Genomic DNA, 23250 nt, shown 5'->3' with positions numbered 1-23250 from the left:
CATGGATAGCCATATGCATATTTACAATACGCTGACGCGCCGCAAAGAACCTTTCACCCCACTGGAAGCGGGCAAAGTGAGCATGTATGTCTGCGGCATGACGGTGTATGACTACTGCCACCTAGGGCACGCTCGCGTAATGGTCGCCTTTGATGTCATCACCCGCTATCTTCGAGAACGCGGCTATGACGTTAACTACGTGCGCAACATTACCGATATCGACGACAAGATACTCAAGCGCGCCGACGAAAATGGCGAAAGTATCACTGCGCTGACAGAGCGCATGATTGATGCCATGCACGAAGATGAGGCGCGCCTATTTGTATTGCCGCCCAGCCATGAGCCGCGCGCCACCGGCCATATCGACGATATCGTGGCAATGATTGAAACGCTGATTGAAAAAGGCTTTGCCTACGCGGCCGATAACGGTGATGTCTACTATCGGGTGCGCAAATTCGCTGATTACGGCAAGCTCAATAACCGCCAGTTAGACGATATGCGTGCAGGCAGCCGGGTTGATGTGGATGTTCATAAAGAAGACCCGCTCGATTTCGTGCTCTGGAAGGCAGCCAAACCGGGGGAGGCGCACTGGGCGTCGCCCTGGGGTAACGGCCGGCCTGGCTGGCACATCGAGTGCTCGGCGATGTCGACCTGCTGCCTGGGTGACACTTTCGACATTCATGGCGGCGGGCCGGATTTAACCTTTCCGCACCATGAAAATGAGATCGCTCAATCCGAGGCGGCCACTGGCAAAACCTACGTCAATACCTGGATGCACGCAGGCGCTGTGCGGGTGAATCAGGAAAAGATGTCCAAATCCCTGGGCAACTTCTTCACCATTCGCGACGTGCTGGCCGAGCACGACCCAGAAGTGGTGCGTTTTCTGCTGGTGGCGAGTCACTACCGTAGCCCGATCAACTACTCGGTTGATTCACTGACCGAGGCGCGTAAATCGCTAACGCGCTTGTACACCGCGCTGGAAGGTCTTGAGCTAGGCGCGGCAAATAGTGATGACGCTTCAGCTTACCGTGAGCGCTTTACTCAGGTAATGGACGATGACTTCAATACCCCCGAAGCTTTGGCGGTGATGTTTGAGCTGGCTCGCGAGGTCAATCGCGCCAAGCAAGAACAGCCTAATGAAGCTGCCAAGCTGGCGGGCGAGTTAAAGCAGCTTGGGTCAGTTTTGGGGCTTCTTCAGCAAGAGCCACAAACGTTCTTAAAAGGCACGCAGCAGCAGGGTATGCCGCTCAGCGAGAGCGAGATCGAAGCGAAAATTGCTCAGCGCATTGAGGCTAAGGCGAATAAAGACTTCGCCCAAGCGGATGCGATCCGCGATGAGCTTGCCGCTTTAGGGATTATTCTCAAGGACTCCCGAGAAGGCACGTCTTGGGTATTAGAAGCACCTTAACCCAAAAACCTTCATCTCTCGTTGGTGGCTTATGCGCTAACTTAAACGCTGATGGCTCTTATAATGACTATAAGAGCCTCGGTCGTTTAAAGCCCACTTCAAAAGGAATTCAAAGATGCGCTTTTCAGCCAATTCTTTCATTGCTAAGCCCTTAATCGCTGCTTGTGCCGTATCCCTCGCGGCATTCTCCCAAGTCAGCGCTAACGAGCCTGTGGTGGTGTCATCCAAAATCGATACAGAAGGCTCTGTTCTGGGCGAGCTGATTATTCAGACCCTGGAGCGCAATGACATTGCGACCGAAAACCGCTTACAGCTGGGCGGCACTAGCGTTGTCCGCACTGCGCTTGAAGCGGGCGAGATTGACCTTTATCCAGAATACACGGGTAATGGCGCGTTCTTTTTCGATATGACCGACAGTTCAGTATGGAATAATGCAGATCAGGCTTATGAAACAGTGCGCGAGCGTGATGCGCAGCAAGGCTTGATATGGCTGCAGCCTGCCAGCGCTAATAACACTTGGGCAATGAGCGTCCGCGAGGATGTTGCCGAGGAAAATGAGCTGGTGAGTCTAGAAGATCTAGCCGCCTATTTGGCCGACGGCGGCGAGTTCAAATTTGCTGCAAGCGCTGAGTTTGTCGAGTCTTCACAAGCACTGCCCGCATTTCAGGAAGCCTACGGTTTTGAGTTGAGTGATGATCAACTGTTGGTGCTCTCTGGTGGTAATACCGCTGCTACCATGCGTGCGGCCGCCCAACAGACCAGCGGTGTTAATGGCGCGATGACCTATGGTACGGACGGTGGCTTAAGTGCGCTGGGGCTGGTCGTGCTGGAAGATACCAAGGGCGTGCAACCGGTGTATCAGCCTGCCCCCGTGGTTCGTGAAAGCGTACTTGAAGCCTATCCAGAAATAGAAGCGCTGCTCAATGAGGTTTTCACTAGCCTTGATCTGGTCACTCTGCAAACGCTCAATGCCGATGTCGCCGTTAACGGGTTGTCTCCATCCCAAGTGGCCAGCGACTACCTCGATTCGCTTAATAATTAATGCCTGGTAATCTTATAATTTAATGCTAACGCTCGGGATAACTAATTAATGTCGTTGATGGATGCACTGCCCACCCCGCGGCTTCGTTGGGAAGGGTGGCACCCTAACGTTGTGCTCGTTAGCCTGAGCCTTATTATGCTGGCTGCATTCTGGTTACTTGATGTGGTCAGCATGGCCCCCAACCGGATTGTGTTAGGGACGGGGCATGGCGCACTGGAGGCTTTTGGCTGGCCAGGTGCGCTATTGGCAACGCTATTGCTCTCCTTTATCGGTATTCTCGCGTGCCAGCCAACCCATCGTCACTACCGAGCGCTGTTAGCGGCGGTGATAGTGATCATGGCGCTAATGCCAGTGGGGTTGATGGCGAGCAGCTATTTACTGATTGACCCTGAGATGCCTCAAGCGCGTTTAGGCATGGGAGCGGCGTATTGGGTTGTTCTGTTTGTACTGCTGCTGTGTTTAGTAGAACTACGCTTGCGCTTAAACCTCACGCGGGTATGGCCCACGCTATTGCTATGTGGTGTCGCGCTGATGTGGTGGCTCTGTGCAGCTTTTGGGCTGGAAACGCTTGCCCTCGTTCAAGAATTTAAAGCCCGTGATCAACAGTTTCTAAGCGCCGTCGCGCAGCACATTAAGCTGGTCAGTATCGCCGTCAGTGTCAGCATTGTGCTTGGGCTGGCACTTGCCATGCTGATGCGCCGCTATGCCCGGCTGCAGAAGGGCGCGTTTGCTGTGCTCAATTTTCTTCAAACCATTCCCAGTTTGGCGCTATTCGGTCTACTGCTGGCGCCGCTAGCCTGGCTTGCCACCAACGTGCCTTTTTTAGCCCAGCTTGGCGTTAGCGGTATTGGCACTACGCCCGCCTTAATTGCACTGATTGGCTACAGCCTGCTGCCCATTGTGCGCAACACCTATACCGCGCTTGAACAAGTCAGTCCCGATACATTAGAAGCCGCCAAAGGCATGGGCATGCGTGCCGGGCAGCGTTTTTGGCAGGTGCGGTTACCGCTGGCGCTGCCGGTGCTGTTGGAAGGGGTGAGAATTACCACTGTTCAGGCCATTGGGCTTACCGCCGTTGCCGCTCTGATTGGTGCGGGCGGGTTAGGTACTTTTATTTTTCAAGGCTTAGGTCAGGCCGCCATGGATATGGTGCTGCTTGGCGCACTGCCTATTTTAATGCTGGCTCTGGTGGTGGATGCGGGCTTAGGTGCCTTGGCAGAAGCGCTGCGCCCCGGAGGAACAAGATGATCGAACTATCCCACGTATCCAAGCGGTTTGGGGATGAAACCGCGGTGGACGATATTTCTCTACGGGTGGCGAAGGGTAAATTCTGTGCGTTAGTGGGTACCTCGGGCTGTGGTAAATCGACCACCTTGCGCATGATCAATCGCTTAATTGAGCACAGCGAAGGCGACATCATCCTCGATGGGCAGGCGATAGACGCGTATGACCCTGTAAAACTACGTCGCCGGATTGGCTATGTGATACAGCACACCGGGCTGTTTCCCCACTGGAACGTTGCGCGCAACATCGGTCTGGTGCCACGGTTATTGAAGTGGTCAGCAACGGACGTCCAGTCACGGGTGGCCGAGCTAATGCATTTGCTCGGTTTGCCAGTGGATGAGTTTGGGCATAAATACCCGCATCAGCTTTCAGGGGGGCAGGCGCAGCGAGTGGGTGTTGCGCGTGCCCTGGCGGCAGACCCGGATATTTTGTTGATGGATGAACCCTTCGGCGCGCTTGATCCTATTACCCGTGAAAAGCTACAGGATGAGCTGGCCAAGCTACAAGCACGGCTGCATAAAACCGTAGTGTTTGTGACCCATGATATGGATGAAGCGCTTAAGCTGGCGGATCACTTAGTGGTGATGCGCGAAGGTCGAATCGTGCAACAAGGCTCACCGCTGGCGCTATTACAAAGCCCTGCCGACCCTTTTGTCGAGTCGCTTTTAGGTGGGCTGGAAAGAGGCCTTAAACAAGCCGCGTTAACCCGTGTGAAAGATCATATGACCTCTATGGGGCCTACCTTGCCCGCGCAGTCGCGCATCCCTGGGACTTTCTCGCTACGTCAGGCGCTTTCCATGATGCTGCGCGATCATAGCGACCGGTTGACCGTTGTTGACCAACATGATGTGCCGGTCGGTGAGCTATCGTTGCGGAGAATTATCAAGGAGGCTCAACTGGACAATGGAAACCCGCGTGAGTAACTCGCTAAGCGTCGCCCAGCCCCACAAAAAAGCCCCACAATGGCTATGGCCACTGCTTTGGGGGGCGCTGCTAATGATGAGCGTCTTTGCCATGTCGGCTGCCGAGCCCCTATTTCGCTGGATTGAGCCCGATGCCCGGCAAGTCATCTACGATCGCGCCGGTTTTGTCACTTTGCTAGGCCGCCACCTCTTTGTCGTCGGCATTGCAGCGGTGGTGACCATTATCGTGGGAGTCGCGGCGGGTATCGCCGTTACCCGCAGGTGGGGGAGTGATTTTCTACCACTGGTGGCCCAGTTGGCATCACTAGGGCAAACGTTTCCTCCAGTGGCGGTTCTGGCGCTGGCGGTACCCGTTCTGGGGTTTGGCACCTTGCCCATTATTGTCGCTTTAATGCTCTACGGGCTATTGCCTATCGTGCGCAATACTCTTGCTGGTTTGCAGGGCGTCGAAGGCGATATTAAAACGGCTGCTCACGCTATGGGCATGAAGCCAACGCAAATCCTGTGTCAAGTTGAGCTCCCTCTGGCAGCACCGGTCATTCTGGCGGGCATCCGAACCTCGGTGACCATCAATATTGCCACTGCCGCGTTAGGGGCTACCGTGGGAGCAAGTAACCTTGGTGACCCGATTATCTCCGGCATCGTGAACGGCAATATGGCCTATGTGGTTCAAGGGGCGCTGACCATTGCATTGTTGGCCCTGACGATTGATAGCTTGTTCGAAGTGTTGCAGCGTCAACTACGTGCGCGTATCTCTGATGACTGATTTTTCTGCGTTTTAACCTCTCTGCATCTTAAGTAGCATCCCTAAAGTCCTTGCGCTGCGTTATTGTCCTAAATGTTGTGGTAGATAGATGTTGCGTTGACCTATGACAGATAAATCCACTGGCATAAACGGTCAATACCAACAACACTGCCCTCAAAAGGGGCAAAACAAGGACAATAATGATGACACAGTACGTACACCAGCCGGACTTCATGACCGGCGACGAATTTTCAATTCCTACTTTCAGCCTGCTTAACCCAGAAGGTGAGCTGCATAGCGACGCTGATGAGCCCGCGCTTGAGCGTGATCACGCCCGGCGTATCTATCAGGCGATGCTGGCCACGCGTATTCTCGATGAACGTATGATGGCTGCTCAGCGCCAGGGGCGGTTGAGCTTTTATATGCAGTGTACCGGTGAAGAGGCCGCCGTAGTGGGCGCCACTGCTGCGCTAAATGACGCCGATATGATTATGGCGCAGTACCGCGAGCAGGGCGCTTTAATGTATCGCGGCTTCTCGATCGACGAATTCATGAATCAGCTGTTCGGCAACGAGCTGGACTACGGCAAAGGCCGCCAAATGCCGATTCACTATGGGTCGCGCAAGCTGCACTACATGACCATCTCGTCCCCCTTAGCGACTCAGATTCCTCAGGCCACGGGCTACGCCTACGGCCAAAAATTGGCTGGTAACGGTCACTGCACGTTAACGTTTTTTGGTGAAGGCGCTGCCTCCGAGGGAGACTTCCACGCCGCGCTGAATATGGCCTCAGTGCATCAGGTGCCGGTGATATTCTTCTGCCGTAACAATGGCTATGCCATTTCCACGCCTGCCGTCGAGCAGTTTGCCGCCGACGGTATCGCCCCCCGAGCCTTTGGCTACCACATGCACGTGATCCGGGTAGATGGTAACGATGTGCTGGCGGTCTACGAAGCGACGCGGCAGGCACGCAAGATCGCGGTTGAGAAAAATCAGCCGGTATTGATCGAGGCCATGAGCTATCGCCTTGCCGCGCACTCCTCTTCCGACGACCCCTCTGGCTATCGCTCGAAAGATGAGGAGGAGGTGTGGCGCGCCAAAGACCCACTGCTGCGGCTGCAAAAATGGCTCTTGAAGAAACAGTGGTGGAGCGAAGAGGAGGAGGCTACCCAGCAGGAAACCCTGCGCCGTGAAGTACTGGAAACCATGAAGCGGGCTGAGAAGCGCTCATCGCCGCCGCTAGAGAGCCTGATCAGCGATGTGTATGCCGATATAACCCCATCGCTGCAGCGCCAATTCGATCAGTTAAAACGCCATATCCGTCGCTACCCAGAGGCTTATCCCCGCGGGGCGCAGTCGTTGGATTTAGACGTGGGCACCGAGACTGATACTCAGGGAGAGGCGTAACATGGCTACCATGAACATGCTCCAGGCAATTAATAATGCACTGGATATCGCCATGGCAGAGGATGAAAAAGTCATCTGCTTTGGTGAAGATGTGGGTATTTTTGGCGGCGTATTTCGGGCCACCAGTCACCTGCAGGAGAAGTACGGCAAAGCGCGCTGTTTCAATACGCCACTTGTCGAACAGGGCATTATCGGCTTTGCCAATGGCTTGGCGGCCCAGGGCTCGGTGCCTGTGGCAGAAATACAGTTTGCCGACTATATCTTTCCGGCGTTTGACCAGATCGTTAACGAAACCGCCAAGTTCCGGTACCGCTCAGGCGATCTGTTTAACGTTGGTGGTTTGACGATTCGCACTCCTTACGGTGGCGGTATCGCTGGTGGCCTTTATCACTCTCAATCACCGGAAGCTTATTTCACCCATACACCTGGATTAAAGGTGGTGGTGCCGCGCAACCCATACCAGGCTAAAGGGCTACTGCTTGCCGCTATTCGCGACCCGGATCCGGTGCTTTTTCTGGAGCCTAAGCGTCTTTATCGTGCTTCAGTCGGTGAAGTGCCCGAAGAGGATTACCAGCTTCCCATTGGCGAAGCCGAAATCACCAAGGAGGGCACGGATATTACCGTGGTAGGCTGGGGCGCGCAGATGGAGGTGATCGGCAAAGCGGTCGAGCTAGCCGAAGAGCAGGGCATCGCCTGTGAAGTGATCGACCTGCGCTCACTGCTGCCCTGGGATGCGGATACGGTGGCTGAATCGGTGTTAAAAACCGGCCGACTGGTGGTGAGCCATGAAGCCCCGTTAACCGGTGGCTTTGCCGGTGAAATCGCTGCCACTATTCAAGAGCGTTGTTTTCTCTACCTGGAATCGCCCATTGCCCGGGTGACGGGGCTGGATACGCCTTTTCCACTGGTGCTGGAAAAAGAGTATCTGCCTGATCACCTGAAGATTTTTGAAGCGATTCGCGAAAGCGTCAACTTTTAGTGGCTATTAATGCCTAAGTACGCATGGGGAGAAAAACAATGAGCGATTTTTTATTGCCTGATATTGGCGAAGGCATCGTCGAGTGTGAAGTCGTCGAATGGCGCGTCGCTGAAGGCGATCAAATTGAAGAAGATCAGCCTATCGTTGAAGTCATGACCGACAAGGCGCTGGTGGAGATTACCGCCCCCGAAGCCGGTGTGGTGACCAAACTGTATGTGGCCCAGGGCCAAATTGCCAAAGTGCATGCGCCGCTGTATGCCTATCAAGTGGATGGGGCTAGTAACAATAATAGTGAGGCCGAACCAGACGGTGCGCAATCGGCCGCCAGTGAAAAGCCAATGGCACAGACGACAGAATCGTCCAACCCTACAGGTATTCCGGCTGCTGGCCGCTTATATGACAAGGTGCCAGCCAGCCCCGCCGTTAGACGCCTAGTGCGTGAACACTCTCTACAGCTCACGGAGATCGCTGGCAGCGGCAAAGACGGTCGGGTGCTAAAAGAGGACGTGTTGGCGCATCTTGACCAAGCATCGCAAACAGCAGCCTCATCTAGCCAAACCGTTGTGAACAACCAAACTGTAAAAAAACAAGCCGAAACCCAGGCGCCCAGAGTGGAGCCCCTCCGCGGCGTGCAGGCAGTCATGGCCAAGCGCATGGTCGAGGCAGCCAGCACCATTCCCCATTTTCACTACGGCGAAGAGATCGACGTTACTGCACTGCTGGCGCTGCGGGAGCGCTTAAAGCCGCTGGCCGAAGCCCAGGGCGAACGGCTGACGCTAATGCCGTTTTTTATGAAAGCCATGGCGCTAGCCGTCGCTGAAGAGCCCATCGTTAATGCCCAGTTAAATGCGGCTGGGGATGAACTGTACTATTACCCTCAGTGCAACATCGGTATGGCGGTGGATAGCAAAGCGGGCCTGATGGTGCCCAATGTTAAAAACGTTGAGCGCTTAACCCTGTTGGAAATTGCCCGGGAAGTCGGCCGGTTAACCACCTCAGCGCGGGAGGGACGGGTAGATCAGGCGGATTTAAAAGGCGGTACCATTAGTATTTCCAATATTGGGGCGTTGGGAGGCACCTACGCAGCGCCGATCATTAACGCGCCAGAGGCCGCTATTGTGGCGATTGGTAAAACCCAGTGGCTACCACGCTTTGATGAGCAGGGTGCGGTGCAGCGCCAGGCGATCATGACTATCACCTGGGCGGGCGATCACCGCTTTATTGACGGTGGTACCATTGCGCGTTTCTGTAATGTCTGGAAAGGCTTTCTCGAAGCCCCTGAAACCATGCTGCTTCACTTGGGCTAGCAAGGCGACTTATGTCCCAGGCACCGCTTCAGCAGTTTTATATACCTGAAGAGCAGTCGGTCTATCTGCTGAGCCATCACGATGCCCGTAAGCTTAAAGACTGGGTAGCGCTATGCCAGGCGCAGCTCTCCCAGTTGGGCTATCAGGGCATCGAGCTCATTGGCAAGGGTGCCTACGGTTTTGTATTTGCCGGCAGCACCGTCCACCAAGGCGCTAAAGCGCATTATGTCTTTAAATTCTCCCGCATTACCCTACCTGTGCACTTGCAGGAGCGCCTCGAAGAAGAGGCGTTTATGCTGGAACAGGTGTCCCATCCACGCATTCCAGGTCTTATTGCTTACCAGCGCTCCCGGGGGCAGTCCATTCTGGTAATGGAGCGTGCCCCCGGCTGGAATTTAGAGCAGGTATCGCTTAAGCAGGGGCGCCTCTCTCCACGCTTGATTGTGCGCATTGCGGCGCAGTTGGCCGACATTCTGCTTGCCCTGCGGCGGGAGTCAGGGTCCCAGGCACGTCCGGTGGTGCATGGCGATATTAAGCCTTCTAACTTGGTGTATGACGCCGAGCAGGAGTCTATTGCGTTAATCGACTGGGGCTCATCGGTATTTGCCCAACTAGACGCGCAACTGCAGTTTGTGGGCGCCAACGTGATGGAGCTGATGTCGGACAATTTGCAGCAAACCAATGCCCGCCTGGGCGATGTTTACTTTATCGGCGAAGAGCAGTTGAACGGCGCACTGTCATCGCCGCGATTCGACGAGCAGGGCGCGGCGGGTACCCTGTATGCGCTGGCGTCGGCGCAGTCGTGTCGATTTGGCCATCGGGCGATTCCCGCCAGTTCGCTGGGGTTGCCGATGGAGTTTGCCCGCACCCTGGATGGCATGCTCGACCCCGACCCTCAGGTACGGCGCAAAGCGGGCGACTACTTTTTAAAAAACATGCCGCGAATGGCCAGGGTAGTAATGATCGATCTGCCCACATCGCTCAGTGTCCCGCTGGTACCGGTATGGGCGCGTCCTGCGCATCAGGAGATCGATACCGTGGTATATAGCTCGCGCAAAGCCTTTCTACGCGAAGCGAATGCGGAGGAAACCCTGAATGATGTCAATGATGTGCAATTAGACCGCTACTACAAGCAGTTTATGCAGGGTATGGGGGAAACCGAAAAGGCCTTTTTGGCGTCGGTGAGCCGCCTGGGCAAATATCCGGTAGTGGGGGGCTTGGCGGTACGCTGGGAGCGGGAAGGTGTGTATATCGACTCGTCGTTAAATTTACACGACCCGACGCTGAAGCCCGCCTTTATTGAAGCGGTCAATAATATGGTGCACTTGGCGCGGGCGATTCATCGTCAGGGCGTGTTTAAAAGCTGTTTGTTTAATGCCCGCCAAACACTGCACTTAGAGCGTACTTCCGTGGTTGAAGCCTTCTTTAGCGAACCCAGCATGGCGATAGGCTATGAGTTGAGCGCAGTACCGGAGCTTGAAGATCGCACCCGTCAGCACAGCTACTTCGAAGATGGCCCCGACCCAGAAGAACTATTGGTGCTGCCCGAGGTGATTATGCATGTGCTGCAGCAGCTCAATGACATTCACCATACCGGCATGATCATTTTTGAAGCGCTGCCACAACACCTCAAAATACATAGCTACTATCGTCTGCTGGATCCGGCTCGAGAGGGCGAGTTCCGCACGCTGCTGGCGCGCATTCTTGCCTCGGTAGACCAAATCGAGGGCCTAGGTGTCTCGGGCTACATGAAAATGCCCTACAAGGATACCCGCTACTTTGCGCACCTGGAAAGCCAGCCAGAGCGCTACTACCCCCGCGACCCGCGGGAGTATGTCCGAAGGGCAACAACGTCCTAATTACATGGCTTAGTTAGGTCTGGTTTAGTCAGTTCTAGCTTAGTCAATGGTGGCTTCCTGCTGATTGGCCAGCCAGTTGACCAACTGCTCAGTAAGTTCGTCGCTAGCAGCACCAAATGCATCAACCACATCAGGAATATCGGTGCTTATAGATTGCGCGCTGGTGGTAAAGCTCTGAGTAGCGATTGAAGCGCGGTTTTGAGTGCTGACGAGCTGAACATCGAGCTGAACCTTCACCGTGGGCGGACGGGTAGCGTAGTCGCTCTGAAAGTGACGTAGTTCACTCAGTAGCAATAGCTCGGAAGGCAGGCTATCGCTACCCACGCTGGCGAATAGGCGGCTCTGCTGTAACCCAGTGATCAAGCGCGATTGGAGTAAAACAGGGGCATTCTCTTGCCAGCGGGCACCTTCGTAGACATTAACAATATTGCCCTCCGGGTAGACTAAAATGCGGTTGCTACTCAGTAAATGCCCCGCCTGTGGGGCCGCCACCGCCAGGCGTTGGCGGGTGGTCATAGAATCTGATGTGACGGGCTGTATATCGCTACTGGGCAGACGATACAGGGTCGCTGGCTCACTTTCGGGCAATATTGAGCAGCCACTGCTGAGTAGCAGCGCAGCGCTAACTAAAGCGATGGCGGTGGAGCGTAATGTCATGGGCGGAACTCCTCTACCTGATCACGGCCTAGGAAAAAGTCCGTTGGGCTCTCCTCTAGCTGGCGGGTAATACGATCTAGCGTATCGAGCGTGGAGCGCAGCGAAGAGAGCGCCGGGGCAATATCTTGCGCACCCTGTAAGCTACCTTCGATGGCCCCAGCGTTAGTCTCCACTAACTGCTCGATGCGCTGTGCCGCACGTGCCACATCGCGGCTTGCATCGGCAGCGCTCTCCATCACCAGACGTCCATCCTGACGCAGCAACTGGGTTGCTTCCTGGCTAAGTGCATCAATGCTGCTGAGTGTGGTCGTAGCCTGACGGGTCGCCTCGCCGAAAAGCGCCATATTCTGGTCTAGGGCGTTCTGCTGGGCGGCAATCATTTCGGTAATCTGAGCAATGTTGGTTAAAATACTGCCTGCCTGGTCACGGTTATTATCGTCAAACAGTTCGTTGACGTTTTGCAGGATTGAATTGATGTTTTCGATCATATCTTCGCCCTCATCAAACAGCGTGGCGATGGGCGAAGGGTCTGCGCGTATAAACGGCGCTTCGATATCGGTTTGGTCAATCAGCATTGGGGCTTCAGGGGTGCCGCCGTGAAGTTGCACGGACATGCTGCCGGTGATACTGGCAAAGGCAAGTTTTGCCCGGGTGTCTGTCTTAATCGGTGCGTCATCGTAGACGCGGATATGGGCAATCACTTGCCGAGGGTCATCAGGATTAAGGTTAAGCTCGGTGACGTCCCCCACCTCAATACCGTTATATTGCACTCGGCTGCCGACCGATAAGCCGCTCACGCTGCGCTCAAATAGAATACGATAAGGCTGGTAGCTACGTTCGCCCGCTGCATAGCTCATCCAAAGTGCAAACAGCAGCGCGCCAGCGGCAGTGGCCAGCGTGAAGAGACCGATTAAAACGTGATGCGCCCGTGTTTCCATGTGCAGTCACTCCTGGACGTTAGCGTTATTTGAAGAGCCGGTATGAGCACGCTGAGCGGCTCGACCTCGCGGGCCGTGAAAGTAGTCTTGAACCCATTCATCGTCGGTATCCGCCACTTTATCGATGGTATCCACCACCAGCACACGTTTCTGTGAGAGTACCGCGACCCGATCGCAGGTAGCGTAAAGCGTATCCAAGTCATGGGTGACCAGGAAAACGCTGAAACCCAGCGCATCGCGAAGGGTGACCAGCAACTGATCGAAGGCCGCCGCGCCAATAGGGTCAAGCCCCGCCGTGGGCTCATCAAGAAACAGAATGTCAGGATCAAGCGCTAAGGCACGGGCAAGGGCGGCGCGCTTGACCATGCCGCCAGACAGCGACTCAGGAAACTGCAGCGCGGCCTGTGGCGGCAGCCCGACCAACGCTAGCTTTACCCTGGCAAGATGCTCGGCGTCTTCACGGGGTAGCCTGGCGTGTTCAATTAGCGGTAGGGCGATATTTTCTTGCAGGTTCAACGAGCTGAACAGCGCACCGCGTTGAAACAGTACACCAAAGCGCCGCTCTATTTGACTGCGCTGTGCCTCGTTAAGCTCGTTAAGGGTTGTGCCTAGGACTTCAACCGTGCCGTCATTGGGGCGCTTCAAACCAACGATGCTGCGTAACAGCACTGATTTACCGGTACCAGAACCGCCTACAACGCCGAGGATTTCTCCACGTTCAAGGGTTAGGTCTAAGTTTTCGTGAACCACATGAGCGCCAAAGTGGTTCACCAAGCCTCGAACCTTAATGACCGGTAGGTCGTTTTGCTCTGTCGGTTTATCTGAATTGATCACCAGCCCATCTCCATAAAGAATAGCGCGGCGACGGCATCAATCAGAATCACCATAAAAATCGACTGAACGACGCTTGACGTAGTGTGTTCTCCCACCGACTGCGCACTGCCGCTGACCTTAAAGCCTTCAAGGCAGCCGATAACGGCGATCACAAAGGCAAACACCGGTGCTTTGCTAAGCCCTACCAAAAAGTGTGTCACCGATACGTCTTTTTGCAGCGTGGCCATGAACTGGGTAAGTGAAATATCCAGTGACAAAGAGGTGACCATGGCACCACCCGCTAAGCCGCTGAGCATGCCCACAAACGCTAGCATGGGCAGGCTAATTAACATCGCCATTACCCTTGGCAGCACCAAAAGTTCGATAGGATCTAGCCCTTGGGCCTGCAGGGCATCAATCTCTTCATTGGATTTCATGGCGCCGATCTGGGCAGTAAAGGCGCTGGCGGTTCGTCCCGCTAATAAAATTGCAGCAAGCAGAACGCCGAACTCTCGCAAGAATGAGAACGCAACAAGATCGATGGTATAAATCGTGGCGCCAAAATCCTGCAAAACGGTAGCGCCAAGGAAAGCCACAACGGCACCCACCATAAAGGTGAGTAGCGCGACGATGGGTACGGCATTAAGACCGCTCTGCTGAATATGGGCAACGGTGGCCGTTAGGCGCCAGTGGCGTGGCCGCAATGCCAGATGGAATAGGGTAGCCACGACGAGACCAATAAAGGCCAGCAGCTGGCGCTGCTGAGACCAAAGCCCCGCCATGTGTTGGCCCACGCTGGCAAGCGCTTGGCTAATACGCGAATAGGAGGGGGGATCAACGTCAAGCGGCGCTTCCATGGCTTCGGCAATACGCACCAGCAGCGCCTGCTGCTCTTTCGGCAGTTCTGCTGCCCAATCCGCTACCGCCTGTGCTTTCTCAACGCCAATCAGCTCTATAATGAGTATGGCACCGGCGGTATCAAGGCGAGTTATTGCGTCTAACGAAACCGTCGCACCCGTTGGCTTGCCAAGTTCGGTTCGAGTTTCACTGTGATTAAGCGCCGCTTTGATATAGCGGTAATTGGCAAGTGTCCACTCGCCTTTAAGGGTGACTGTTTGATCATGACGCGCTATCCACTCGCTTGGCATCCCCACCCCTCGGCGCTCTTGGTATCGCTGCGCTTGTTTAGAAGTCTATGATGCATTCAAACGGGCGTTAGTTAAAGTCTCCCTAGCTTGAATTTACCTTGCCGAGCGGTTTCTTGGCGCTAGTTCCTGCTTAATCTGATTAGCGACTTCTTTGAGACGTGGGCCTAAGTTATTAACCAAGCGGTCGTGATCCAAGCGCAGGCTGGAGCCGCCGCAGTTAATCGCCATGACCTCGGCGCCATCTTCTAAAATTAGCGGCATCGCCACCGCGCTAATATCGCGCTGCCAATCCTGCTCAGAGAGACAAAAACCGTACTGTGCATAGTCTTTGAAACTCTGTTGTATACCCGCTTCATAACGCGGCCAGTCGCTACCATACTTGCTGGCCAACTCTTGGAGCACCTGCTGGCGCCGTTCGTCAGACAAACCACATAGCCAGGCACGACCAATGGCGGAAGTGGCAATGGGCAGGCGGGAGCCCGTGTCCAGGCGAATGATTAGCGGGCCATGGCCGTGGCAGGTTTCCAAATAAACCATGTCACTGCGGTCGGCCCCGCCCAGGCTAACGTTACAGTCGGTGGCATCAGCAAATTTCTGCAGATGCGGGCGAGCAATTTCGCGAATGCCCATATTGGCGAGAAAGCGATATCCCAAGGCTAAGACACCTGGCCCAAGGCGGTACTTTTCCAGGTGGGTATTGTGTTGGAGATAGCCCAACTGCGTCAGGGTATAGGTTAAACGTGATACCGTCGGGCGAGGGATACTTGTACGGTTGGAGAGCTCAGCATTGCCTAAATACTCTTCACCTGCGCCAAAGGCGCGCAGTAACTCTAAACCGCGCGCGAGGGCAGTCACAAAGTTACGATCTTTTCCTGGCAACTGCGGGTCGTCAGCATCAGTGTCGGTGGGGTGCATTCAATATCCGAACAATAGGTGGCTTATGGCGCCCAGTATCGCATATCTACTTAGACGCAGCGTTCATGCCTCTCAACGAAATAGCGGCTGTTTGACACTAAATCAGCTGTCCAGACGCTCGATAATCGTGGCAATGCCCTGACCGACGCCGATGCACATGGTAACCAACGCATAGCGCCCACCGGTCGCTTCAAGCTGTCGGAGAGCCGTAAGCGCCAAGCGTGCTCCTGATGCCCCCAGAGGATGACCAATGGCGATAGCGCCGCCGTTGGCGTTCAAGCGTGGATCATCAACGGAGAGACCCAACTGCTGCACGCAGCCAAGCACCTGAACGGCAAACGCTTCGTTGATTTCAATCACATCCATCTGCTCAAGGGTAAGCCCTGCACGCGCCAACGCCTTTTGTGAAGCGGGTACTGGCCCTAACCCCATAACCCGCGGAGCCACACCGGCAACGGCGCTGGCGACAATGCGCGCGCGCGGCGCTAGGCCCACACGTTCACCGGCGGCCTTGGTGCCGACAATCATGGCAGCGGCGCCGTCATTCAGGCCCGAGGCATTTCCGGCGGTGACCACGCCACCCTCGAATAGCGAGCCCAGTTGGGCCAGTTTGTCTTCGGTGCTTTGTGGGCGGGGGTGTTCGTCTTTATCTACCAACAGTGGAGGCTGTTTACGTCCTTGGGGCACCTCTACGCCAAACATTTCGCTGTCGTAAAAGCCTGAGGCCAGCGCTTGAGCGTAGCGGGCTTGAGAGCGGGCGGCAAAGGCGTCGCTTTCATCGCGGCCAATATTCAGGTCGTGGGCAATGTTATCAGCAGTTTCCGGCATGCTGTGGCTGCCATACTCCTTAGCAATCCAGGGGTTGGGAAAGCGTGAGCCAATCACCGTGTCGTACATCGGCTGGTTGCGGGCATAGGGGGAGTCCGCTTTACCTAAGACATAAGGTGCACGGGACATGGACTCAACGCCGCCCGCTAAAAACAGCTCGCCTTCACCTAGCCGTGCCGCCCGGGCGGCATCCATCATTGCAGCCAAGCCACTGCCGCAAAGCCGGTTAACGGTTTGCCCTGCCACTTCGATGGGCAGGCCTGCCAGCAATGCGCCGTGACGGGCCACGTTGCGGGAGTCTTCCCCCGCCTGGTTGGTGCAGCCTGCCAGCACCTCTTCATAGCTTGCTGGCGCGAATGGGTTGCGGGCTACCAGTGTTTTAAGCGTCAGCCCCAACAGCTCATCTGGGCGAATAGCCGCTAAGCTGCCACCGTGGCGACCAAAAGGGGTACGTAAACCGTCGTAAATATAGGCGTCTTGCATGGTGATGCTCCTTGTTATTGGTAGGGTTAAGCGGCGGTTAACGACATTTGCAGCGCGGCGCGGCGGCGCAGCCAGGGGCTAGGCCGATAGCGTGGGTCGCCGGTGGCCTCAAGCAGGTTGGTCAATATCGTCATGATGCGCGTGGCGCCGTAATGGTCGCCCATGCGTAGCGGGCCGAAGGGGTAGCCCAAACCCAGCTCAACCGCTCGGTCGATAGTCGTGGGTTCTGCCACGCCTTGCTGGGCAATGTCGGCACCGACGTTGACGATGCAGGCAATAATGCGCTGAAGAACGAAGCCGTTGCTGTCCTGCAGAGTACTTACCGGCGTGCCGTCATGATTGAGCAGGCTTTGCGCTGCTTGAATGAAAGCGGAGTGGGTGATTGGCGTGACCATGAGGCTGCGGCGTTTATCGAGCCCTGCGAGCATATCCACCGCTACACACTGCTCAGCGTCTAGCCCCTGGCGCAGGGCGCAGCTAGTGGCATCTTCTCCAAAGGGAGTCAGCAGGCATAGCGCTTGGGCAGTGGGTAGTGGGTCAGTTTCTAATGGCCAGCCCACCGCATGCACCAGCGCGGTGAGTGCCTTGGCACTCTCGGGGTCTTCCTGGCTAATCCATACCGGGCAAGGTGAGGAAGGCTTGATGACCGGCTCATCCGGCATCTGCTGTTTGCCTTCCACATAGCGGTAAAAGCCTTCGCCGGTTTTACGCCCCAGCAAGCCCGCGGCCAAGCGCTGTCGGGTTAACGGTGAAGGGCGAAAACGCGCTTCTTCATAATACTGGTGATACACCGACTCCATCACGGCGTGGGAAACGTCCAGCCCGGTAAGATCAAGCAGGGTAAAGGGCCCCATTCGGAATCCGCCCTGATCAACCATAATACGGTCAATAGTGGCCGGGTCAGCGACGCTTTCGCCTAACAGTCGCAGCGCTTCAGTACCGAAGGCACGCCCGGCATGGTTAACCAGAAACCCAGGTGTATCGGTGGCCTGGGCCGTAAAGTGGCCCATGGCTTGACCTAGAGCATTGACCCGCTGAGTCACCTCATGGGTGGTACGCAGGCCAGGGATGACCTCGGCAATCTTCATCAGCGGCACGGGATTAAAGAAGTGAAAGCCAATAACCCGCTCAGGGTGCTGGCAGGCGGCGGCAATGGCCGTGACGGAGAGTGAAGAGGTATTGGTCGCCAACACAGCCTGCTGGCTGAGGATTGCTTCTAAATCGCTAAACAGCCCCTGCTTGGCCTCCAGCTTCTCGACAATGGCTTCCACCACAATATCGCAGGGCGCGAGCGCGGCAAGCTCGCTGGCTTCAATCAACCGTTCACTATAGTGCTGCGCCTGTTCTGCGTTAATGCGCTGCTTTTCGACACTTCTCTGCCATAAGCCATTAATAAAGGCTTTAGCTTCTTGTACGGCACCCTCTTTAACGTCAAAAAGCATGACGTCTAGACCGGCCTGGGCAGCCAACTGTGCGATGCCACGCCCCATGGCGCCGGTGCCGACGATGCCAAGCGTGGTAAAGGGGGAAGGTGTTGATTCGCTAGCCATACGCTAAGTCCTCTCTGCAAATGGGTGTATATTTAGTATTGTGATTCTGCATTGCAAAATGGTATTTCAATTATTGACTGCCATCCTAGGCTATGCAAAAGTGCCTGACAAGAATAGTGGACAATAGTTTTGCTATGCAAAATGCACGCACTGTCCACGCCCAGCGCTACTTCGAATGATAACTCTAACTATAAAACCCGTTACCACCAGGAGCCGTCATGATTCGCGATCCCGAATTGATTAACCAGCTTGTCGATACCATCGCCCGCTTTGTCCGTGAGCGCTTAATTCCTAATGAGGCACGCCTAGCCGAAGAGGATGCGGTGCCCCCGGAAATTCTTGCGGAAATGAAAGAGATGGGGCTTTTCGGGCTATCGATTCCAGAAGAGTACGGCGGCCTAGGCCTGACGATGGAGGAAGAAGCGCTGGTGGCGATGGAGATTGGTAAAACCTCGCCTGCCTTTCGCTCGGTGTTTGGCACTAATAATGGCATTGGCGCCCAGGGTATTTTGATTGATGGTACTGATGAGCAGAAAGCCAAGTATGTGCCACGCTTGGCCACGGGCGAGATTCTTAGCTCGTTCTGTCTCACCGAGCCCGATTCTGGCTCCGACGCCGCCAGCCTGCGCACGACGGCGGTGCGGGATGGCGATGACTATATCTTGAACGGCACCAAGCGCTATATCACCAACGGCCCAGAAGCCGATCTGTTTACCGTGATGGCGCGTACTGACCTCAATAATAAAGGTGCGGGCGGGATCTCAGCCTTTATCGTCGAAGGTAATACGCCAGGATTAGTACGCGGGCCTGCGGATAACAAGATGGGCCAGAAGGGCGCCCATACCTGCGATATTATTTTCGACAACTGCCGGGTACCCGCTGAAAATATTATTGGCGGAAAAGAGGGGCAAGGCTTTAAAACGGCGATGAAGGTGCTAGACCGCGGGCGACTGCATATCTCGGCGGTCTGCGTAGGCGTAGCCGAGCGCTTAGTGGAAGAGTCGTTGCGCTACACCATGGAGCGTAAGCAGTTTGGTGCGGCGCTTGCCGAGCACCAACTGATCCAAGCCATGCTGGCGGATAGCAAAACCGAAGCCTATGCAGGCAAAACCATGGTGATGGATGCTGCACGGCGTAAAGACGATGGTGAAAATGTTTCGACACTGGCCTCCTGCTGCAAACTGTTCTGCGCCGAAATGGTTGGCCGGGTAGCAGACCGCGCGGTGCAGGTTCACGGTGGGGCGGGCTACATGTCGGAATACGCGGTTGAGCGTTTCTACCGCGATGTGCGGCTATTTCGTATCTACGAAGGGACTACCCAGATTCAACAAATCGTCATTGCTCGCAACATGGTGCGGGAGGCGTCCTAATGGCTTTATCGGTTTCCTACCAAGCGCCGGACGAGGCTATTTTTGGGCGCCTTGCCAGCGAGCTGGTGGCCGAGCTTCCCGAGCGCCTCAGTACCCGCGTGCTTGAAAATGCCAAACTGCTTGGCGAGCACCCCGCTATCGTGGATGGCAATGTGCGCTGGAGTTATGCGGAGCTTGGCCAAGAGATACACGCTGCCTGTGACTGGTTAAGCGATCTAGGTATTCGTCCCGGCGACCGTATTATGACGGTGAGTGAAAACTGCCGTGCTCTGGTCGTGCTGCTGTTGGCTGCCAGTGAATTGGATGTCTGGGTAGCGATTGTGAACTCGCGCCTGTCAGCACAGGAAGTTGACCTGATTCAGGGCAACTGCCTGCCCCGGCGAGTCTTCTATACCTGTGAAGCATCCCCAGAGGCGTGCCAGCACGCCGAGCGCCACGCGGCTGACCGCTACCAGCACCCTCAGTTGGGTGGGCTGGCCATTTCGCCCCTATATGACAGCGAACCCGCGCCGGTCTGCGCGAGCGGGGCCGAGCAGGTGGCGGCGATGATCTACACCTCAGGCACCACTGGTACGCCCAAGGGGGTAATGCTGACCCACCGTGGCATTCTCTATATCGCCTCGATTTCAGGTGGCATGCGTCATTTAAGCGAAGGACAGCGGGTCTACGGCGTGCTGCCCATGTCTCATGTGTTTGGCCTCTCTTCGGTATGCATGGGGTCGCTCTATAACGGCGCCTGCCTGTATACCGTGCCGCGCTTCGATGCCGCCCATATGTTGGCGACGCTAAAGCAGGAGCACATTACCGTTCTCCAGGGCGTGCCGGCGATGTATGCCCGGGCGTTAGAGTTTTTAAAACGTGAACAGCGCCCGTTAGAAGCGCCTGATCTAATTTATATGTCAGCAGGAGGTTCGCCGTTAGATAGCGACACCAAAGTGCGGGTAGAGGCCGCCTTTGGGCTGACGCTGCATAACGGCTACGGTTTAACCGAGGCGAGCCCTACCATCAGCCAGACCCGCATCGATGACCGCCATGCAACTAGCACCGTTGGCCGGGTATTGCCTTTGCTTGAGTACCGCCTGGAACCGCTTAGCGACAGCGGAACTACCGAGCAGCCTGGAGATGAAGTAGGTGAGCTATGGGTGCGCGGGCCTAACATTATGAAAGGCTACTTTCGTCAGCCGGAAGCCACTCGGGCCACTCTAACTGACGATGGTTGGCTCAATACCGGCGATATCGCCAAGCTCGATCGCCAGGATCAACTCTATATTGTAGGGCGTAGCAAAGAGCTGATTATCCGCTCCGGCTTCAATATCTACCCGCCGGATGTGGAAGCGGTGATTAACGAACACCCTGCGGTAACGCTTACCGCCGTAGTGGGGCGTCAAATCGCCGGAAACGAAGAAGTCGTGGCGTTTGTGCAGTGCGAGCCGGGTGTTGACGTTGATATGGCGGAGCTCAAGGCGTTTATTGCCGAGCGGTTGGCGCCTTACAAACGGCCTACTCAAATTGTATTGATGGATACGCTACCTTCCACCGCCAGCGGCAAAATTCTTAAAGGACGATTGCGCGATTTAGCCCAGCAGGAGAGCGGCTCATGAGTCATTCACCTCAGCAAGCGTTAATGGGCTACCACGAACTGCTGGGCATGCACGTCGTTGAGTGGGAAGAGGGTCGAGTAGTCGTTGAACTGACCATTGAGCCAAAACATCTTAACCGCAGCGGCAATGTACATGGCGGTGTATTAGCTTCCATGTTGGATAGCGCTTTAAGCCTTGCCGGTCTGCACTGCGATGTACCGGGCAATATTCGCCGAGGAATGACACTCTCATTAACCACGACCTTTGTGGGCCCTGCCCGGCAAGGTGTGTTGAAGGCAATCGGCACGGTTCGCGGCGGCGGACAGAAAACCTATATGAGCAGCGGTGAGATAGTCGATGAGCAGGGCAGCTTAGTGGCCATGGGAGAAGGCTCCTTTCGGCGTCGCAGTGGCAGTGAATCCACAGAGGGATTTCCAGAAAACAAACCCCGGGAGCCAACTGAGTGAGCCCAGCCCGCCTGCGGGTTTCTCTGTTACTGCTGGTCACCTTGGCAACGCTGTTTCATCTGGTGGTTGGCAGCCTGTTTTGGCAAGCCGTCGGCATTGCCGCGCTGGCGCTCTATCTATTAACGCTTGTTGGCAAGCTAACGCGGATGGCCAAAGGGTTACTGCTAGCCGCGGGGATAGTGTCGCTGCTAGCGCTCTGGCACTCGTCGAACCCAGGCCAACTGCTGTTTGAAGCCAGTGGGCGTTTTGCGTTTTTTGCTACCTTTGTGGTGGCGTTGAGCATGCTACGTTTGCCTGCCTACCGTTCACGCCTGGTGCGCCGCTGTGGGCAAAGCATGCTGCTTCAACCGCCTAGCCGCCGCTACCCAATTTTATCGCTCGGTTCAGCACTGTTTGGCATTATTCTCAATATCGGCGTGCTTAACTTGTTTGCTGCCATGATTGAGAAGAGTAACACCCTAGGCGCGGCCCAGGGGCGTGCCTGGGTGCGAGAGGCTCGTCAGCGGCGCATGATGTTGGCGCTGCTGCGCGGGTTTTCACTGGCGCCGCTTATTTCGCCCATGGGTATCGGCGTTGCCGTCGTACTGTCGAGCCTTCCCCAGGTCACTTGGCTTGAGCTTGCGCCGTATATTTTGGGTGCCGCTGTGCTAATTTTTCTGGCCGGATGGGCGGTAGATTTTCTCACCGGCCCGCATCCACCTGCCAATAAAGCCCCGGTAGCTGCTCCTTCGTTACGCCCGCTGGCTCAGTTCAGCGTGTTGCTGCTGGGAATTGTGGCGCTGGTGTTTAGCCTTGCCTGGCTATTAACACTGCGCTTACCCATTGCCGCGCTGTTAGGTGCGCCCACGGGGGCGCTGATTTGGCTTGCCTGGCAGCGGCGTAGGCTTGGCTTCGGCGGGCTGCCTGCAGCGGTTAGCGCGGTGCATCGTCAGTTGCCGTGGCTGCTTTCGCCCAGTGCCAATGAGATCGTGGTGCTAGGGGCGGCGGGCTATTTGGGGCATTTATGCGTTGGGCTGGTGGACACTCAGCAGTTGGCGCCGCTACTAACGGTGTTGAACCCGTGGGGCGCCTTCAATGCCGTGCTGGCGATGCTGATGGTAGTGGGGCTAGCCCAGGTAGGCGTTAATCCTATCGTGACGGTAACGCTGCTGGTGGGGCTGCTACCGCAGTTAGCTATCGAGGGACTAACACCCGCACTGATAGGTGCATCGCTGATGGTAGGCTGGGCGCTGGCGCTAATGTCGTCGCCGATGACCGCATCAATGCTGATTTTGTCCCGATTTACCGGTGTACCCGCCACGCGTATCGGCTACCGCTGGAACGGCAGATTTCTGGTCGCCTCGATTCCGCTATTGGCAGCGTGGTTTGTATGGGCACCCTTTTAAAGGGGGGGTAAGAATGAGGAAGCGCTTGACCTTTGTGCAGTGTTTTTTTATTGTTCTTTTTATAAAGTGAAACATAATTCTGCTATGCGAAATCATCTAGGTTGAATATTTTTAATCGCCAGGAGCACGCCTTATGAAAGTACTCGTCGCGGTGAAACGCGTC

The 23250-nt window shown here is 55.7% G+C and carries 20 protein-coding genes; 13 read left to right on the top strand and 7 right to left on the bottom strand.

Annotated elements, in window-relative coordinates:
* Nucleotides 1–13: 13 nt before the first annotated feature.
* The 9 genes from cysS to K7H09_RS20300 all read left to right on the top strand — a co-directional run bounded on the left by cysS (nt 14) and on the right by K7H09_RS20300 (nt 10953).
* Nucleotides 14–1408 carry a cysteine--tRNA ligase gene (gene cysS / locus K7H09_RS20340; RefSeq protein WP_022523312.1) on the top strand — a complete coding sequence of 465 codons (1395 nt, stop codon included), beginning with the start codon at nt 14–16 and terminating at the stop codon, nt 1406–1408.
* 115 nt (nt 1409–1523) lie between these two features.
* A complete protein-coding gene (gene osmF / locus K7H09_RS20335) occupies nt 1524–2450 on the top strand; it encodes a glycine betaine ABC transporter substrate-binding protein OsmF (RefSeq protein WP_009287804.1) in 927 nt (308 codons plus the stop codon).
* 48 nt (nt 2451–2498) lie between these two features.
* On the top strand, nt 2499–3698 hold the full coding sequence (locus tag K7H09_RS20330) for an ABC transporter permease (RefSeq protein WP_039859820.1): 1200 nt from the start codon (nt 2499–2501) through the stop codon (nt 3696–3698).
* Entirely contained in the window at nt 3695–4657 is a 963-nt protein-coding gene (locus K7H09_RS20325) for an ABC transporter ATP-binding protein (RefSeq protein ID WP_022523315.1), read from the top strand. The genes K7H09_RS20330 and K7H09_RS20325 overlap by 4 nt, the downstream gene beginning before the upstream one ends.
* Nucleotides 4638–5423: an ABC transporter permease gene (locus K7H09_RS20320; protein ID WP_041159461.1), complete on the top strand. Its 786-nt coding sequence runs from the start codon at nt 4638–4640 to the stop codon at nt 5421–5423. The genes K7H09_RS20325 and K7H09_RS20320 overlap by 20 nt, the downstream gene beginning before the upstream one ends.
* Before the next feature lie 182 nt (nt 5424–5605).
* A complete protein-coding gene (locus K7H09_RS20315; protein WP_027959577.1) occupies nt 5606–6808 on the top strand; it encodes a thiamine pyrophosphate-dependent dehydrogenase E1 component subunit alpha in 1203 nt (400 codons plus the stop codon).
* Between the two features lies 1 nt (nt 6809).
* Nucleotides 6810–7787 (top strand): alpha-ketoacid dehydrogenase subunit beta, encoded by a 978-nt coding sequence (locus K7H09_RS20310; protein WP_009287805.1) that lies wholly within the window; start codon nt 6810–6812, stop codon nt 7785–7787.
* A 38-nt stretch (nt 7788–7825) separates the two neighbouring features.
* Nucleotides 7826–9094 (top strand): 2-oxo acid dehydrogenase subunit E2, encoded by a 1269-nt coding sequence (locus K7H09_RS20305; protein ID WP_230805765.1) that lies wholly within the window; start codon nt 7826–7828, stop codon nt 9092–9094.
* Between the two features lie 11 nt (nt 9095–9105).
* The gene (locus K7H09_RS20300) at nt 9106–10953 is read left to right on the top strand and encodes a protein kinase domain-containing protein (RefSeq protein WP_230805763.1); all 1848 of its coding nucleotides are present in this window, start codon (nt 9106–9108) and stop codon (nt 10951–10953) included.
* A gap of 39 nt (nt 10954–10992) precedes the next feature.
* Here K7H09_RS20300 and K7H09_RS20295 read toward each other — a convergent pair whose 3' ends face one another.
* The 7 genes from K7H09_RS20295 to K7H09_RS20265 form a co-directional block, all read right to left on the bottom strand.
* A complete protein-coding gene (locus K7H09_RS20295; RefSeq protein WP_230805760.1) occupies nt 10993–11610 on the bottom strand; it encodes an ABC-type transport auxiliary lipoprotein family protein in 618 nt (205 codons plus the stop codon).
* Nucleotides 11607–12548 carry an MlaD family protein gene (locus tag K7H09_RS20290; protein WP_230805758.1) on the bottom strand — a complete coding sequence of 314 codons (942 nt, stop codon included), beginning with the start codon at nt 12546–12548 and terminating at the stop codon, nt 11607–11609. Before K7H09_RS20290 ends, K7H09_RS20295 begins: the two co-directional genes overlap by 4 nt.
* 6 nt (nt 12549–12554) lie before the next feature.
* Nucleotides 12555–13379, bottom strand: coding sequence for an ABC transporter ATP-binding protein (locus K7H09_RS20285; RefSeq protein ID WP_230805791.1), 825 nt, complete (start codon nt 13377–13379; stop codon nt 12555–12557).
* A complete protein-coding gene (locus tag K7H09_RS20280; protein ID WP_230805756.1) occupies nt 13379–14509 on the bottom strand; it encodes an MlaE family ABC transporter permease in 1131 nt (376 codons plus the stop codon). Before K7H09_RS20280 ends, K7H09_RS20285 begins: the two co-directional genes overlap by 1 nt.
* A 93-nt stretch (nt 14510–14602) precedes the next feature.
* Nucleotides 14603–15424: an IclR family transcriptional regulator gene (locus tag K7H09_RS20275; protein ID WP_230805754.1), complete on the bottom strand. Its 822-nt coding sequence runs from the start codon at nt 15422–15424 to the stop codon at nt 14603–14605.
* Nucleotides 15425–15526: 102 nt separating this feature from the next.
* Entirely contained in the window at nt 15527–16735 is a 1209-nt protein-coding gene (locus tag K7H09_RS20270) for a 3-oxoadipyl-CoA thiolase (protein WP_230805752.1), read from the bottom strand.
* Nucleotides 16736–16761: 26 nt separating this feature from the next.
* Nucleotides 16762–18285 (bottom strand): 3-hydroxyacyl-CoA dehydrogenase, encoded by a 1524-nt coding sequence (locus K7H09_RS20265; protein ID WP_230805750.1) that lies wholly within the window; start codon nt 18283–18285, stop codon nt 16762–16764.
* 218 nt (nt 18286–18503) lie between these two features.
* Between K7H09_RS20265 and K7H09_RS20260 the strand changes: the two genes are divergently transcribed.
* From K7H09_RS20260 to K7H09_RS20245, 4 genes are read left to right on the top strand one after another with little or no spacing between them, the layout of a single operon-like run.
* Nucleotides 18504–19655, top strand: coding sequence for an acyl-CoA dehydrogenase family protein (locus K7H09_RS20260; RefSeq protein WP_230805748.1), 1152 nt, complete (start codon nt 18504–18506; stop codon nt 19653–19655).
* Entirely contained in the window at nt 19655–21256 is a 1602-nt protein-coding gene (locus K7H09_RS20255) for a class I adenylate-forming enzyme family protein (protein ID WP_230805746.1), read from the top strand. The genes K7H09_RS20260 and K7H09_RS20255 overlap by 1 nt, the downstream gene beginning before the upstream one ends.
* Complete coding sequence (locus K7H09_RS20250) at nt 21253–21702, top strand: PaaI family thioesterase (protein WP_027959569.1); 450 nt, start codon at nt 21253–21255, stop codon at nt 21700–21702. Before K7H09_RS20255 ends, K7H09_RS20250 begins: the two co-directional genes overlap by 4 nt.
* Nucleotides 21699–23087 carry a hypothetical protein gene (locus K7H09_RS20245; protein WP_159176833.1) on the top strand — a complete coding sequence of 463 codons (1389 nt, stop codon included), beginning with the start codon at nt 21699–21701 and terminating at the stop codon, nt 23085–23087. Before K7H09_RS20250 ends, K7H09_RS20245 begins: the two co-directional genes overlap by 4 nt.
* Nucleotides 23088–23250 lie beyond the last annotated feature (163 nt).

Origin of the sequence: Halomonas sp. IOP_14, from assembly GCF_021021315.1 — a bacterium.
GTDB lineage: Bacteria > Pseudomonadota > Gammaproteobacteria > Pseudomonadales > Halomonadaceae > Vreelandella > Vreelandella titanicae.
Note: the sequence above shows the minus strand (reverse complement) of the source record. Positions and strands in the feature narration are given on the sequence as shown.